At 43.7% G+C, this 15,325-nt stretch carries 12 protein-coding genes; 4 read left to right on the top strand and 8 right to left on the bottom strand.

The features are described 5' to 3' along the window. Positions 1–80: 80 nt before the first annotated feature. The 6 genes from lapB to sohB all read right to left on the bottom strand — a co-directional run bounded on the left by lapB (position 81) and on the right by sohB (position 6,079). A complete protein-coding gene (gene lapB / locus R7E51_RS15025; protein WP_005376665.1) occupies positions 81–1,256 on the bottom strand; it encodes a lipopolysaccharide assembly protein LapB in 1,176 nt (391 codons plus the stop codon). 18 nt (positions 1,257–1,274) lie between these two features. Then, a complete protein-coding gene (locus R7E51_RS15020; protein ID WP_206957918.1) occupies positions 1,275–1,571 on the bottom strand; it encodes a LapA family protein in 297 nt (98 codons plus the stop codon). A 281-nt stretch (positions 1,572–1,852) separates the two neighbouring features. Next, positions 1,853–2,134: an integration host factor subunit beta gene (gene ihfB / locus R7E51_RS15015; protein ID WP_005385816.1), complete on the bottom strand. Its 282-nt coding sequence runs from the start codon at positions 2,132–2,134 to the stop codon at positions 1,853–1,855. A 213-nt stretch (positions 2,135–2,347) separates the two neighbouring features. Continuing rightward, entirely contained in the window at positions 2,348–4,018 is a 1,671-nt protein-coding gene (gene rpsA, locus R7E51_RS15010; RefSeq protein WP_005385817.1) for a 30S ribosomal protein S1, read from the bottom strand. Positions 4,019–4,128: 110 nt separating this feature from the next. Next, complete coding sequence (gene cmk, locus R7E51_RS15005) at positions 4,129–4,809, bottom strand: (d)CMP kinase (RefSeq protein ID WP_021033981.1); 681 nt, start codon at positions 4,807–4,809, stop codon at positions 4,129–4,131. A 208-nt stretch (positions 4,810–5,017) separates the two neighbouring features. Then, positions 5,018–6,079: a protease SohB gene (gene sohB / locus R7E51_RS15000; RefSeq protein WP_005385819.1), complete on the bottom strand. Its 1,062-nt coding sequence runs from the start codon at positions 6,077–6,079 to the stop codon at positions 5,018–5,020. Positions 6,080–6,333: 254 nt separating this feature from the next. Between sohB and R7E51_RS14995 the strand changes: the two genes are divergently transcribed. From R7E51_RS14995 to R7E51_RS14980, 4 genes are all read left to right on the top strand, one after another. Next, positions 6,334–7,080 (top strand): YciK family oxidoreductase, encoded by a 747-nt coding sequence (locus tag R7E51_RS14995; RefSeq protein WP_005372980.1) that lies wholly within the window; start codon positions 6,334–6,336, stop codon positions 7,078–7,080. A gap of 129 nt (positions 7,081–7,209) precedes the next feature. Continuing rightward, positions 7,210–7,902, top strand: coding sequence for a translesion DNA synthesis-associated protein ImuA (gene imuA, locus R7E51_RS14990; RefSeq protein ID WP_005372979.1), 693 nt, complete (start codon positions 7,210–7,212; stop codon positions 7,900–7,902). Between the two features lie 4 nt (positions 7,903–7,906). After that, positions 7,907–9,310, top strand: a complete 1,404-nt coding sequence (locus R7E51_RS14985; protein WP_206957919.1) for a Y-family DNA polymerase — start codon at positions 7,907–7,909, stop codon at positions 9,308–9,310. 27 nt (positions 9,311–9,337) lie between these two features. Continuing rightward, entirely contained in the window at positions 9,338–12,412 is a 3,075-nt protein-coding gene (locus tag R7E51_RS14980) for an error-prone DNA polymerase (protein WP_206957920.1), read from the top strand. Between the two features lie 72 nt (positions 12,413–12,484). Here R7E51_RS14980 and R7E51_RS14975 read toward each other — a convergent pair whose 3' ends face one another. Continuing rightward, positions 12,485–13,438, bottom strand: a complete 954-nt coding sequence (locus tag R7E51_RS14975; RefSeq protein ID WP_005372976.1) for a chemotaxis protein CheV — start codon at positions 13,436–13,438, stop codon at positions 12,485–12,487. A 363-nt stretch (positions 13,439–13,801) separates the two neighbouring features. After that, positions 13,802–15,019 carry a sugar metabolism global transcriptional regulator Mlc gene (gene mlc, locus R7E51_RS14970; protein WP_005372973.1) on the bottom strand — a complete coding sequence of 406 codons (1,218 nt, stop codon included), beginning with the start codon at positions 15,017–15,019 and terminating at the stop codon, positions 13,802–13,804. Positions 15,020–15,325 lie beyond the last annotated feature (306 nt).

Genomic DNA, 15,325 nt, shown 5'->3' with positions numbered 1-15,325 from the left:
TCTCCTAACTGTTTTGGTTCTTATTAAATAAAAAGTTAAAAAAATGCAGCGGACAGAAACTCTGCCAGCTGCATTAAGAATTATTCACCATCCAATCCGCGGATTGGCTTGATCGTCCCCCATCCTTTACAGGACGGACAATGCCAATAAAGGGAATGGGTAGAAAATCCACACTTCCGGCATCGGTAATGCGGTTTCACTTTTAACTGTTCACCCACCATCGCTTGTAGTGTTGATAGGCTGTCTTTCGCTCGACCATCTTCTGCTTCTGCAATGTGGTAGTCAATTAAACGGTAGAAGCCCTTCATGGTTGGGTTTTTCAGCAATTGTTTCGTCAGTAACTCTTGAGCAGCCCCAACGTTCTCGTGATGAGCAACTAATTGAGCCAACATCAACTCGGCTGATACGCCTGCTTTCTTATCAATACAAGCTCTCAGAAACTCGACAAGTTCATCTTCCTGACCCAGATGATGATAGCATTCTGCAATAGTTGGCAAGACATCACTGATAAAGTCTTTATCTTGCTCAAGTACCCCCGTCAGATATTTGATGGTGTGCTTATAGTCTTCAGACTCTAGGTAAATTCGTCCCAAAGCAATACTTGCTCGAACACACTTCGGGTCTTCCGCTAACGCTTTTTTAAAATGCTGTATTGCCTTATTAGTATTCCCATCAGCTTGGTCGAGCATGGCTATTTCACACCAAAAATGGGCAATATTTGCACGCATCCTTGAGCGTTTATTACCTAACTTAGCCAATTGGTTCGCGTAATAAATCGCCTTTTCCCATTCTCGTGTTTGCTGATAAATGGTCACTAATTGTTGAAGAGCCGCCTCTTTGTAATCTGGCTCTTCGACTAACTGTTCAAAGATTTTCTCTGCACGATCAAGAAAACCAGAGACCATGTAGTCTTTCGCTAACTGTTGAAGGGCGAGGTTCTTTTGGTCCAGTGTTAAGCCTGAACGAGAAATAAGATTTTGGTGAATTCTGATTGCGCGGTCGACTTCACCACGAGACCGGAACAGGTTACCCAACGCAAGGTGAGTATCGATGGTCTCGTTATCAACTTGGAGCAATTCAATAAAGTGATCGACAGCCTTATCTGATTGGTCAGAGAGCAGCAGATTAAGACCCGTCATATACTGACGAGAGATTTGATGAGATTGCTTCTGCTTGTCTTGCTGAGCGCTGCGATGCCCCATATACCAGCCATACGCAGCAGCTATAGGCAACAACAAGAAGAGTAGTTCAAGCATTAAAGTTAAGCCTTATCCTTATGCCTGTTTTTCAATGGCTGGCTTATCAGCAGCGTTGCTTGATTCAGTTGGTTCGTACTTTTTCAGTTTTTTCTTTAAACGACGGACCTGTAGCTGAGTTTTCAGTTGGATGCTACCAAAGATAACCCACGCTAAAGCAAAGCCAACCACAAATACTACACCTAATAGCGTAGATAAGTGGAACTCTCCTTTTGCTAGAAGATAGTTAAAAGTCACGAGCTCTTGGTTTTGGGAACCTAACGCCAATGCAATTAAAAAGAGAGCTAAAACAGCAACGATTTTTATAATTTTCATGTTACATCACCCTTCTAGGAGTAAGTCGGTAAGATTATGCAGGAAAATGCTTCTTCAGACTACGTATATTAGCAATAATCTATACCCAAGTAACCTCAAGATGCTTAGTTTGTAGACATGCTTAGAAGTTAAAGTTATTTGGGTATAGAAAGCAGCAAAGAAAACAGCTGAATCCACAATTAGATTAGTAAACGATCTTGGATGTATGACTAACTTGGATACATTACAAAAAAGCGGCATACACAAACGTATGCCGCTTTTTTCAAACTAATAAGAGTGCATTAACCAATATTTACACGCTCACGAAGTTCTTTACCAGGTTTGAAATGTGGAACGTATTTACCTTCCAATTCCACTTTATCGCCCGTTTTAGGGTTACGACCTACGCGAGGCTCGCGGTAATGAAGAGAAAAACTACCAAAGCCACGGATCTCGATACGGTCACCGCTCTCTAGTGTAGAGGCCATGTGCTCTAAAATATCTTTTACAGCATCCTCTACCTCTTTCGCTGATAAGTGTGTTTGCTCAGCGCAGAGTCTTTCAATCAGTTCAGACTTAGTCATAGTTGCCCTCTTTGAGTATCTTTATCACTTATTATAGTAAGTAATACTAATTCCAACAAACACTTGCTGACAATTCTAGACAAATTTTATGCAAAATGCGCAATGAAGAAATGCCTTTTATTAAGATAGTTTACTGTCATTAGTATTACTACTTAAATATGACCAAATATAAAAAAGGAGCCTTGCGGCTCCTTTTTTGCTTAAGCGAGTATATTATTCGCCTTTAGCAGCTTTGAAAGCGTCAGCCATTGCGTTACCGAATGCATTGTCATCTTGCTTGTTGATAGATGCCATTGCTTCTTGCTCGTCAGCTTCGTCTTTAGCTTTGATAGATAGGTTGATTACGCGGTTCTTACGGTCTACACCTGTGAACTTCGCTTCAACAACATCACCAGCGCTTAGGATTAGAGAAGCATCTTCTACGCGATCGCGTGATACTTCAGAAGCACGGATGTAACCTTCAACGCCTTCTGCGATTTCAACAGTAGCGCCTTTAGCGTCAACAGCAGTTACAGTAGCGTTAACTAGAACACCTTTCTTGTTGTCAGCAACGTAAGCATTGAATGGGTCATTTTCCATTTGCTTGATGCCTAGAGAGATGCGCTCACGCTCAGCGTCTACTGCTAGAACAACTGCAGAGATCTCGTCGCCTTTCTTGTACTCACGTACAGCTTCTTCGCCAGCAACATTCCAAGAAATGTCAGATAGGTGAACTAGACCATCGATGCCGCCTTCTAGACCGATGAAGATACCGAAGTCAGTGATAGACTTGATCTTACCAGTAACTTTGTCGCCTTTAGCTTGTGCTTCAGCGAATGACTGCCATGGGTTAGCTTTACACTGTTTCAGACCTAGAGAGATACGACGACGTTCTTCGTCGATTTCAAGAACCATAACCTCAACTTCGTCGCCAACATTAACAACTTTAGAAGGGTGGATGTTCTTGTTAGTCCAATCCATTTCTGAAACGTGAACTAGACCTTCAACGCCTTCTTCGATTTCAACGAAGCAGCCGTAGTCAGTTAGGTTAGTTACGCGACCAGTTAGTTTGTGACCTTCTGGGTAACGCTTAGCGATTGCTACCCATGGATCTTCGCCTAGTTGCTTAAGACCTAGTGATACGCGAGTACGCTCACGGTCGAACTTAAGAACTTTAACTTGGATCTCGTCACCAACGTTAACGATTTCAGATGGGTGCTTAACGCGCTTCCAAGCCATATCAGTGATATGTAGAAGACCGTCAACGCCACCTAGGTCAACGAACGCACCGTAGTCAGTAAGGTTCTTAACGATACCTTTAACTTCAGAACCTTCTTGTAGAGTTTCTAGAAGCTCGTCACGCTCAACGCTGTTCTCTGATTCGATAACTGCACGACGTGAAACAACTACGTTGTTACGTTTTTGGTCAAGTTTGATAACTTTGAACTCTAGCTCTTTGTTTTCTAGGTGAGCAGTGTCGCGGATTGGACGTACGTCTACTAGAGAGCCAGGAAGGAAAGCACGGATACCGTTTAGTTCAACAGTGAAACCGCCTTTAACTTTACCGTTGATGATACCAACAACAGTTTCAGCTTCTTCGTAAGCTTTCTCAAGTACGATCCAAGCTTCGTGACGCTTAGCTTTCTCACGAGAAAGTTGAGTTTCACCGAAACCATCTTCAACAGCGTCTAGAGCTACGTCTACTTCAGCGCCAACTTCAACTTCAAGTTCGCCAGCAGCGTTCTTGAACTGTTCAGCAGGGATAGCAGATTCAGACTTAAGACCAGCGTCAACAAGAACGAAACCGTTCTCGATAGCTACTACAGTACCTTTAACGATGCTGCCTTGTTGGAATTCTGTTTCGTTTAGAAACTCTTCAAAGAGTTGAGCAAAAGATTCAGTCATTTAATTAATCTTCAATAAATTAAACTTCCACGGGTATCCTACCGCATGGGGTTATTAAATTCGCCAGTCATCATCCTTGCGACCAACGCTCTTAGCCTAGTCGAGTATTATTACTCAGCTAGCTTCGATTCGATATATTGTAGTGCCTTTTCTACTACTTCGTCGATAGTCATCGACGTAGAATCTAGCACAAGCGCATCCTCAGCAGGGCGTAATGGCGCCACTGGGCGGTTACGATCTCGGTCGTCACGCTCTTGGATCTCGCTTAAAAGGTCAGCAAATCTAACATCTAACCCTTTCTCTTGCAACTGTTTAAGGCGTCGATTTGCACGCTCTTCAGCACTCGCATCAAGGAAGATTTTTGCTTGCGCACTCGGGAATACAATTGTGCCCATATCACGACCATCAGCAACCAGACCCGGAGCGGTCTCAAATGCACGCTGACGACGTAGTAATGCTTCACGAACACGTGGCAAAGCCGCAACTTTAGATGCTGCCATGCCTGTTTCTTCTTTGCGAAGCTCCCCTGACACGTCTTCGCCTTCTAGAATGACCTTAACTAAGTCACCTTCCGCGATAAATTGAACGTCTAGGTGGGTTGCTAGTGGGACAAGAGCATCTTCTGACTCGGTGTCGACACCGTGGTGAATCGCAGCGAGTGCAAGTACACGATAAATTGCGCCAGAATCTAAGAGTTGGAAACCCAACTTTTTCGCCAGCAACATACATAAAGTGCCTTTACCTGCACCACTAGGTCCATCTACGGTTACAACCGGAGTTTGAGAGGACATGTTCTTCTCCACCAATAGTTTCTTTTCAGCAATTTGCTCGGTTTTCGAGGCGCACATTATACGGGTAATCAGTCTTTGGAGCGAGGAAAAATGTCGTGTAAAGCATTACACCTAATGCGTAATTGGATTCATCAATAAACATAAAGTTCAACAAAAACGGCGAGAGCTTCTGCCCTCGCCGTTTTAAATGTCATGAACTTAAGCTCGATTAAACAATCGGTTTTTGACCACGCTCAGCTAACTTTAAGATCACACTGTCAGCAACTTTGCCCGCGACACCTGCTAGCTTGTCTGCCAGCTTTTTCTTCTGCACATAATGCACAGAAAGTACGGTTTTATCTTTGCATGCCGCAACAACGATATCATCAGATGTACTAATGTCATCCACCAAACCAAGCTCTTTCGCTTGTGTACCGAACCAGTGCTCACCAGTGGCTACTTTGTCTAGGTCCAAACTAGGACGACGCTCACGGATGAAGTCTTTAAACAAGACATGTGTTTCTTCAAGTTCTTGCTTAAACTTATCGCGCGCTTTATCGGTATTCTCACCGAACATCGTTAGCGTGCGTTTATATTCACCCGCTGTTAGTTGTTCGTACTCAATGTCATGTTTCTTCAACAGTTTGTTGAAGTTAGGAATTTGTGCGATAACGCCAATAGACCCCACAATTGCAAATGGTGCAGAAACAATCTTATCTGCTACACATGCCATCATGTAACCACCACTTGCCGCAACTTTGTCAACAGAGATGGTCAGAGGAAGACCCGCAGCTTTGATTCGGTCCAGTTGAGAAGAGGCAAGGCCGTAACCATGAACCATACCACCGCCAGACTCTAAGCGAAGTAACACTTCATCACCTTCACGTGCGACAGCCAAAATAGCGGTGATTTCTTCACGTAGAGACGCGACTTCTTTTGCGTCTATGCTACCGTTGAAATCAAGAACAAATAGGTGTGGTTCACGCTTGCTATCTAATGAACCGTCTTTGCTCGCTTGTTTGATTTCTTTCTCGCGAGATTTGTTCTTCTCTTTTTCTTCTTTCTTGACGGCTTTATCTCGAGCCTTGATGAAAGCATCGTCATGCAAATGATGCTCTAACTGCTCAACAGATTGTTTGTGTTGCTCTGAAAGGTTGGTAATCTCTAACTCCCCTTTCGCCGCACCCGATTTGCCACCAGCCGATTTTGCAATAATGAGCAGAACAATTATCGCAGCAACCACCGTGATAATTTTGGCCAGAAACAGACCATAATCTAATAAAAATTCCAACGAGAGCTCCTTTATCTCATTTCAGATGACGTTAGTATGTTACGCAGAAACATCAGCGAGAAGGCAGCGCGGTTTGTAACCACTTGTTCTGATTGATAGCATACCTAACGAAAGTTCTGGAATTGGTATAACACATGAATTGGTGTATTGTAACCATCTTGTCACGATTACCAAGATTTTCCATTGAGAAACAGGCGTTTTTTAGCGTCAATTAACTATCATGGACCCTCTTACAATAATAAGGATTTATCGCCGTGAACTACTCCGTTTCAGCTGATGCTCTAAAAGGTAAAGTCATTCTTGTTACTGGCGCTGGTAATGGCATCGGCCGTCAAGCCGCGCTTTCTTATGCCGAGCACGGTGCAACTGTTATTCTCTTGGGTAGAAATGTGCAAAACCTTGAATCTATCTATGATGAGATTGAAGCTGCTGGCTATCCACAAGCTGCTATCATTCCATTGGATCTCAAGGGTGCAACTCAGCAGAATTACATTGATATGGCAGAGACAATCGAAGGACAGTTTGGTCGCTTGGATGGTCTATTACACAACGCAGGTGTCTTGAGTTCGCTGTGTCCATTTGATCAAATCAAAGAGGAAGACTTCGACGATATCATGCAGATCAACGTGAAAGCCGAAGTGCTAATGACTCAAGCATTACTGCCTGTGATGCGTAAATCAGAAGCTGGGCGTATTATCTTTACCTCTTCAACTGTCGGCCACTCTGGCCGCGCATTCTGGGGGCCATACGCTATCTCTAAATTTGCCGTAGAAGGCATGATGCAAGTTTTAGCTGACGAGCTGAGTGATACACCGATCCGCGTTAACGCAATTAACCCTGGTGCCACTCGTACTCGCATGCGTGAAAAAGCATATCCGGGTGAAGATGCGAATACTCTCAAAACGCCACTGGATATCATGCCGCTATATTTGCACTTAATGGATCCTGCGGTTACCGATGTGAACGGTCAGTGCATCGACGCTCAACCGAAGCGTAAATAACTCATTCAGGTTACCTCACATAATCGATTGAAAAGGCAGCAAACGCTGCCTTTTTTCATTTCTCTCTTCATAAAAATCTTGCGACTTTCTCCCACAGAAATATACTGTACATATATACAGGTATTTATTATGCAAGATATTATTCAGAACTTAAAAAGCCAACACCTTGTTTGGCAAGCAAATTTAACGAAAGCAGATCCTCAGCAGTTGCAGACTAGTTCCGGTTTTTCTGAATTAGATGATTTGCTCGGCGGAGGCTTTCCACCTCATGGCGTAGTGGAGATGGAATCTATTGGTAGTATTGGTGAATTGCGTTTGCTCGCTCCCTATTTAAAAGCCACTCAGACCAATGGTATGACCGCATTTATTCAACCACCTGCGCTAGTGAATTCTCTGTTTTTACACTACATCGGGTTGGATATAAACCAAGTGTGGGTTGTTACTCCAACTCACCCCAAAGATGCTCTTTGGGCTGCAGAGCAATGTCTGAAAAGTGGGGTATGCAGTAATGTTTTGTTATGGCAAGAAGAGCTTGAAATACACCAAGTGAAACGCTTACAGGTAGCGAGTGAACAAGGTACTTGCCCTCTCTTTATGCTTAAAACAGATACTATCAACCGCTTGTCTTTGCCTGTGTCACTCAGTTTAAAACTGAAAGGCGACGAGCAAGGGATTCATGTTGAAGTGCTGAAAAGGAAAGGAGGCTGGAATAGAGGTAGCGTTAGTATCGGCTTCCAACACCATTATCCGCAACTGGTGAAACCATCATCTGAAACTGTGCACTCGACTGTGGTCAATTTCCCACTGGCGAACCAAGGTTAGTGATATGGCTCTGTGGATTTACTTGCACTTCCCTCGCCTGCAGCTAGACGCACTCTTTGGTGATAACCAAGAACAACCCGTGGTGATTGTCGAAAGCCAACGTTGCCAGATTATTCAATACAACGAGATTGCCGAACAACAAGGCATTAAACTAGGTATGGGCCTAGGCAGTGCTGCGTCCTTGTGTCGAGATTTACAAGTGCATCCTTATCATCCGCACACCGAATGGAGCAAGTTACAAGAAATTGCTCAATGGCTGTATTTGATCACATCTGACGTTGTGTTGATGCCAAACCAAGGTATTTTACTGCGTGCTACTCCAATGCTCGCTCTGTATGAAGGGCTTGAAAACTATTGGAATAAAGTCAGAGCTCACTTATCGGAGCTGAAACTGAGTTTTCAATTCGGATGTGGTTTTTCGCCTTTTGCTGCCAAATTGATGGCAATATCAGGAGCGAACGTCATCAGTGAAGACAAATCTGCCATACAAAAAGTCCTATCACCATTACCGTTAACACTGGCAGATTTATCAAGCGCTACAGTAGAGAAGTTACAACGTGTAGGCGTCACCACATTGCAAAACCTGCTTGAACTGCCATTGCAAGACATCGCACGACGCTTTGATATCGATTTGGTGAACTACGTTGGTCGACTGACTGGGCAGTTTAAACACCCTGTCGACCTTTATCACCCTACCGAATCCTTCCAAGTTTATTTAGAGCTGTTGTTTGAGATCGAAAACGTTCAGTGGATTGAAAAACCGTTGGCCAAATTACTTCGTCAACTCGAAACCTTTCTTAAATTAAGAGATAAGGTCGCTTTTGAACTGTGTTTAACACTCCACCAGCGTGAGAAACAAGAGCAACACCTTCAACTCACTTCTGCGCAAGGTGATTACCTATGTCAGCGTTGGCAACAGTTAGCGAGTTTGAGCTTAGAGTCACTCTCGCTTAATGGCCCAGTCACAGGGCTAACGTTAAAAGTCATCCGTCAAGGTGAGCCTCTTAGTGCATCACGCGATCTCTTTGCTGGGCAGAAAGGAAACATGAATGCTTTAGAGCTGCTCTCTTTACTGCAAGCTAAATTGGGGAAAAGTGCCGTTTTAAAACCCAATATTGCTTGCGATCCTAGACCAGAAAAGGCCAGTCAGTATCGCCCTGCTGATGCTCCAGATAAAAAGGGGCACGCCATACCCTCCATACTACGCCCCGCAATGCAATTACCCACTCCCATTGTATTGCAAGAACAAGTTTCTTTGGTCCACGGACCTGAGCGAATAGTTTCTGGGTGGTGGGATGGTGATGAGATCATGCGTGATTACTACATTGCACACACCAAGCAAGGCCGCTGGTTATGGATATTTCGCGATCAGCACAAGCACTGGTTTCTTCATGGCTATTTTTGTTAAATCGACAGTTATTTTTGTTGGGTCATTATGAGTTACGCGGAACTATTTTGTCAGTCTAACTTCTCTTTTTTGACTGGAGCTTCTCATGCAGAAGAGCTGGTACTCCAAGCTGCTTTCTATCGCTATCAAGCTCTAGCTATAACGGATGAATGTTCAGTCGCGGGCGTTGTCAAAGCCCATGCGACCATCGAACAACATAAACTCGATATCAAACAAATCGTTGGAAGTATGTTTTGGTTAAATGATGAATGCCAAATCGTACTGCTTTGCCCTTGTCGCAAGGCTTATGCCGAGTTGTGTCGTATCATCACAAACGCAAGAAGACGTAGTGAAAAAGGCAACTATCAACTGTTCGAATGGGATTTGATGTCGGTTCGACATTGTTTGGTATTGTGGCTGCCCACACATCAAGAGAGTGATCACTATTGGGGGCGCTGGCTCAATCAACACCACGCTAATCGTTTGTGGGTAGCGATTCAGCGCCATTTGAGTAACAACGATACTGAGTACATTGCGCACTGCGAGCAGTTAGCACATGAATTTCAATTACCTATAACTGCCTGCGGAGGCGTTCTCATGCATGATGTTGAACGCTTGCCATTGCAGCATGTACTTACTGCTATAAAGCATGGGTGTAGCGTCGATAAACTCGGTTTTGGCCGTATTTCGAATACTGAGCGAGCGCTTCGTCCTTTTAAAAAGTTGATTCGGATTTACAAACCAGAATGGCTGGAAGAAAGTACTTACATCGCCGATTTATGCGAGTTTAAGCTCTCCGATTTAAAATACGAATATCCTACCGAGCTGATCCCAGATGGTTATACACCCGACTCTTACTTACGTATGTTGGTCGAACGTGGTAAAAGGCTGCGTTTTCCTGAAGGCGTGCCAGCAGAAGTCAATCAAACCATCGAGAATGAACTGGCGCTTATTCAAGAGCTGAAATACCACTACTACTTCCTTACTATTCACGACATCGTAATGTTCGCGAAACAGCAAGGCATTCTTTACCAAGGGCGAGGTTCCGCTGCAAACTCTGTGGTGTGTTATTGCCTGGAAATTACCGCCGTCGATCCTCGACAAATCGCTGTCTTATTCGAACGATTTATCAGTAAAGAACGTAAGGAACCGCCGGATATTGATGTGGACTTTGAACACGAGCGCCGTGAAGAAGTTATCCAGTATATTTACAAAAAATATGGCCGTGAGCGTGCAGCACTTGCTGCAACAGTGATCAGCTATCGCTTTAAAAGTGCCGTGCGTGAAGTCGGTAAAGCACTAGGGATTGAAGAGACCCAATTAGATTTTTTCATTAAGAATGTTAATCGCCGAGATCGCAGCCAAGGCTGGCAAGCTCAAATTATTGAACTTGGCTTACAACCAGAATCTCTCAAAGGGCAGCAGTTTATCCAATTGGTCAACGAGATCATTGGCTTCCCACGCCATTTATCTCAGCACGTAGGTGGCTTTGTAATTTCATCTGGCCCTTTATATGAGTTGGTACCTGTTGAAAATGCCTCGATGGAAGATCGCACTATCATTCAATGGGATAAAGACGATTTAGAAAGCTTGAAGCTACTAAAAGTCGATGTGCTCGCACTCGGCATGTTAAACGCCATCAAAAAGTGCTTTCAGCTGGTCGAGAAACATCACCAGCGATCCCTCTCTATTTCCGAAATCACTCGCCGACAAGATGATCCACACGTGTATCGCATGATCCAAAAAGCTGACACGATAGGCGTATTCCAAATAGAATCTCGTGCACAAATGAGCATGCTTCCTCGCCTAAAGCCTGCTTGTTATTACGACTTAGTGATTCAAATTGCAATTGTTCGTCCAGGCCCTATTCAGGGTGATATGGTGCATCCTTTTTTAAAACGACGAGATCACAAAGAGCCTGTCAGTTATCCATCGGAAGAAGTAAAAAGCGTTCTTGAGCGGACTATGGGCGTCCCTATTTTCCAAGAGCAAGTCATCAAGCTAGCCATGGTAGCCGCAGGGTTTAGCGGCGGCGAGGCCGATCAACTCCGTCGAGCGATGGCATCATGGAAAAAGAATGGCGATCTCGCTAAATTCAGACCAAAACTGATCAATGGTATGCAAGAGAGAGGTTATGACTTAGCGTTTGCTGAGCGCATTTTCGATCAGATTTGCGGCTTTGGTGAGTACGGCTTCCCTGAAAGTCATTCAGCGTCTTTCGCAGTGCTGGCATATTGTTCTGCATGGTTAAAATATTATTACCCAGCCGAATTTTACACTGCATTGTTGAACAGCCAACCAATGGGATTTTATAGCCCATCGCAATTAGTACAAGATGCTCGCCGACATGGCGTCGAAGTATTGCCGGTGTGCGTCAATCATTCAAAATATCAACATCATCTCGTCTCACGTCCGAATGGCAGGCTCGGCGTGCAACTTGGTTTTCGCTTGGTGAAAGGCTTTAACGCAGAAAGCGCACAAAGGCTTATTGAGCGCAAACCACTTAATGGTTACCGATCGATTCAAGAAGTAAAGCAGATATTAAGAAGCCGAAGTGACATTGAATTATTGGCTTCAGCCAATGCATTTCAAGCCTTATCGGGAAATCGTTATAACGCTCGCTGGGCAGCAATGGATTCCTTATCTGACCTACCATTGTTTCACAAGGTCGAAGAACCCAATGTTAGCTACCAGACTCAACCTTCTGAATATGAAAATTTAATTGAGGATTACGCAAGCACGGGACTATCTCTTAGCCGCCATCCAATTAAATTATTAGAAGAAACGGGCAAACTCCCTCACTTTACCCGCATGAGGCAACTGACAGAGAAACCGCATAAGTCACTGGTCACAGTGGTAGGTGTGGTAACAGGAAGACAATCTCCAGGCACCGCCGCTGGCGTGACATTTTTTACGTTAGAAGATGACACGGGCAACATTAATGTGGTCGTTTGGCAAGCGACAGCACGAGCCCAAAAGCAAGCGTATTTAGGTGCTAAAGTATTAATGGTGAAAGGCATTCTTGAAAGAGAGGGAGAAGTCACACACGTTATTGCTGGCAAGTTGATGGATTGCACGCACTACTTGAACAATCTACAAAGTAAATCTCGGGATTTCCATTAGTACAGAGGAATTAAGGAGAGAAATGTTAAAAATCAGAGAGAGGTGCGCTCCCTCTGATTTCACTAGATCTAATCATGCACTTTTAGAAAGCATCTGGCGTAATCGGTCTTGAGCAACTTCAACCAGCAGATCCGGTTGGAATTTAGATATAAAGCGATCACAGCCTACTTTTTGTACCATGGCTTCATTAAAACTACCGCTCAGAGAAGTGTTCAATGTGATAAACAACTTAGACATACGTGGATCTTGGCGCACTTCATGGGTCAGTTTATAACCGTCCATTTCAGGCATTTCAGCATCCGTAATCATCATCAACAGCTCTTTTTCTACATCTTTACCTTCATCACACCAACGTTTTAAAACCGTTAACGCTTCTAGCCCGTCACGGCACTCGATGATATTCATACCCAATTGAGAAAGCGTATCGCGAACTTGATTACGAGCTGTAGAGGAATCATCCACAATCAGAACATTACGCCCGACCATTGCTTGGGCCAATTCTTGATCGAGAATGTCCTCCGAGATAGTCACGTCGTAATGTACGATCTCTGCTAAAACTTTTTCAACGTCAATAATTTCGACAATTTGAGAGGCATCCCCCTCTTTGATTTGCGTGATAGCCGTGAGGTAATTCGAGCGACCAGACGTGGAAGGAGGCGGCTGAATTTCAGTCCATGCCGTATTAATAATGTTTTTAACCGGACCGACTAAGAAGCCCTGCACCGTGCGGTTGTACTCTGTCACGATCAAATTTTCTTCTTCCGCTTCACCACGTAAAGCAGGAAAACCAATTGCGCCTCGTAAATCAATCACTGGTACCGCTTCACCTCGTAGAGAAGCAACCCCACGAATATTGTAGTGCGATCCAGGGAGCTTGGTTAACGGTGGAAGCTTGATGACCTCTTTCACTTTGAACACATTAATCGCAAATAATTGGCGACTATTTAAAGTGAACAGCAGAAGCTCTAGTCGATTTTCACCAACCAAGTTTGTACGCTGGTCAACCGTATTTAACACTCCGGACATACTACTACCTAAATTATGGATAATTCTTATTTTACTCGAAATCAGTACAGACACAGCAAGATTATATAACCAAATAACCTTAAAATATTTGGCTTTTCGAGCACAGCTTTAAAGTACAACAGTTTTAGCGTATTACTTCTCTTTGCATCAGACGCAAAGTCACGCAGCACATTGAAAGCCATTTTGTTTATTTACTTGAGCTTTTTAGGAAATTACATGAATGGCGCAGATATAGCAATGCAACATAACTCAAATTCCCATTCTAGTAATAGGCGATCAAAAAGGGTGAGCCGTTAAGTCTCACCCTAAATCACCTACAAATGTAGTCTCAACAGCCAGGCACATCATCATGTTAAAAAGTACTTAACCTTCCACAACCTTCATCAATAGTTGACCATCGTACAACGCTTGCTTAATCAACGCGGCACCAGGCATTGTGGCTTGCTTATAGAAACGAGACTCCACCAGCTCAAGATCTTGGTGATAAACAGGTAAACTCTGCTCTTCGATACAGCGACGAACCGCAGGATAAAGCACATCTTTTGCTTGGTTAATCACACCACCGATCAAGATTTTCTCAGGGTTAAATAAGTTGATCACAATAGCAATTGCAGAGCCTAAGTAGCCTCCAAGTTTTTCAATCACATCGACGGCCAAAGGATCACCGTTTGCAGCGGCTTCACAAATGCTCTCAATACTCATTTCTTCTTGTTTAGCAAGAATAGAGTCTTCGCCATCAGCGATTCGTCTTACGACTTCTTCACGAATTGCCTGAGAACTGGCAACGGTTTCCAAACAGCCAATATTGCCGCAATGACAACGTTTTCCATTTGGGTCAATTTGAATATGCCCGAGTTCACCAATGTTACCGTGACGGCCTTGCAAAACGCGCCCATCCAGAATGATGCCCGCACCTAAACCGTGGTGGATAGAGATAAGAACGGAGTTGTCATTATCTTGAGAATGACCAAAAAGCTTTTCTGCTAATGCCCAAGCTCGCGTGTCATTGGCAATGAAAACTGGCAAGCCTGTTGCTTTGTATATCTCTGGTCCAAGAGCAAGATTTTCGACATTGTAATGAGGCATCTGCAAAACGACACCTTGCTCTGAGTTCACGAGACCAGGCAGCGTAAGGGCAATACTGGTAACACGATCAAGTTGATCCGCGTAAGTCTGAAAGAATTCATCAATTTCGTAAAGCAGGCGCTCAAGCACATCGTCTTGATCAAGCTCGTGTATCTCGATTTTAGTATCGATCAGTACATCACCGCCTAACTCATGCAAAGCAATGGTTAAATAACCTCGCCCCAAACGCATTGACAAAAATTGCCAGCCTTCATTATTGACCTGCAAACCGACAGCAGGTCGACCACGACTCGTCGCTTCTTGTACTGTCGTTTCATGAATCAAGTGCGCTTCAATTAATTCTCGAGTGATTTTGGTGATACTAGCAGGAGCAAGCTCACTCTGCTTGGACAAATCAATTCGAGAAATAGGACCTTTTAGGTCAATTAGTTTATATACACGACCAGCATTGACCTGTTTGATATGATCAATATGGCCCGGTTGAGCCATGTACATCTTGCACTCCGAAATTCTATAACGGGACAATTTTTTTACTTTGCGAACTAATTGTGAAGTGAATTAATAAATCCCCGTGACAAGCATCACGTATAAACCTGTTTGTTTGTGTATTCAATCAAATAACGAAGAATCTACTCCTGTTAAATTGTTTGAAAAATAACTTATTTTTATTCACTAAATTATGAAGTAATGCCTTTAAAGCAGCGTATTTTTATCAATAAGGCCATTGCCTGTCGAATATCTGTCTGTTTTACCGGGGTTACTCTTAATGTAAACATTCTGTGCATATACTTATATTCAAGT

This window comes from Vibrio sp. Vb1166 (assembly GCF_033338695.1).
Classification (GTDB): Bacteria; Pseudomonadota; Gammaproteobacteria; order Enterobacterales; family Vibrionaceae; genus Vibrio; species Vibrio alginolyticus.
The sequence above is the reverse complement of the archived record's forward strand: the minus strand, read 5'-3'. Positions and strand labels throughout refer to the sequence as shown.

Coding starts and splice junctions, on each gene's coding strand:
- lapB (WP_005376665.1), bottom strand. CDS start 1,256: ATGCTTGAACTACTCTTCTTGTTGTTGCCTATAGCTGCTGCGTATGGC.
- R7E51_RS15020 (WP_206957918.1), bottom strand. CDS start 1,571: ATGAAAATTATAAAAATCGTTGCTGTTTTAGCTCTCTTTTTAATTGCA.
- ihfB (WP_005385816.1), bottom strand. CDS start 2,134: ATGACTAAGTCTGAACTGATTGAAAGACTCTGCGCTGAGCAAACACAC.
- rpsA (WP_005385817.1), bottom strand. CDS start 4,018: ATGACTGAATCTTTTGCTCAACTCTTTGAAGAGTTTCTAAACGAAACA.
- cmk (WP_021033981.1), bottom strand. CDS start 4,809: ATGTCCTCTCAAACTCCGGTTGTAACCGTAGATGGACCTAGTGGTGCA.
- imuA (WP_005372979.1), top strand. CDS start 7,210: ATGCAAGATATTATTCAGAACTTAAAAAGCCAACACCTTGTTTGGCAA.
- R7E51_RS14985 (WP_206957919.1), top strand. CDS start 7,907: ATGGCTCTGTGGATTTACTTGCACTTCCCTCGCCTGCAGCTAGACGCA.
- R7E51_RS14980 (WP_206957920.1), top strand. CDS start 9,338: ATGAGTTACGCGGAACTATTTTGTCAGTCTAACTTCTCTTTTTTGACT.
- R7E51_RS14975 (WP_005372976.1), bottom strand. CDS start 13,438: ATGTCCGGAGTGTTAAATACGGTTGACCAGCGTACAAACTTGGTTGGT.
- mlc (WP_005372973.1), bottom strand. CDS start 15,019: ATGTACATGGCTCAACCGGGCCATATTGATCATATCAAACAGGTCAAT.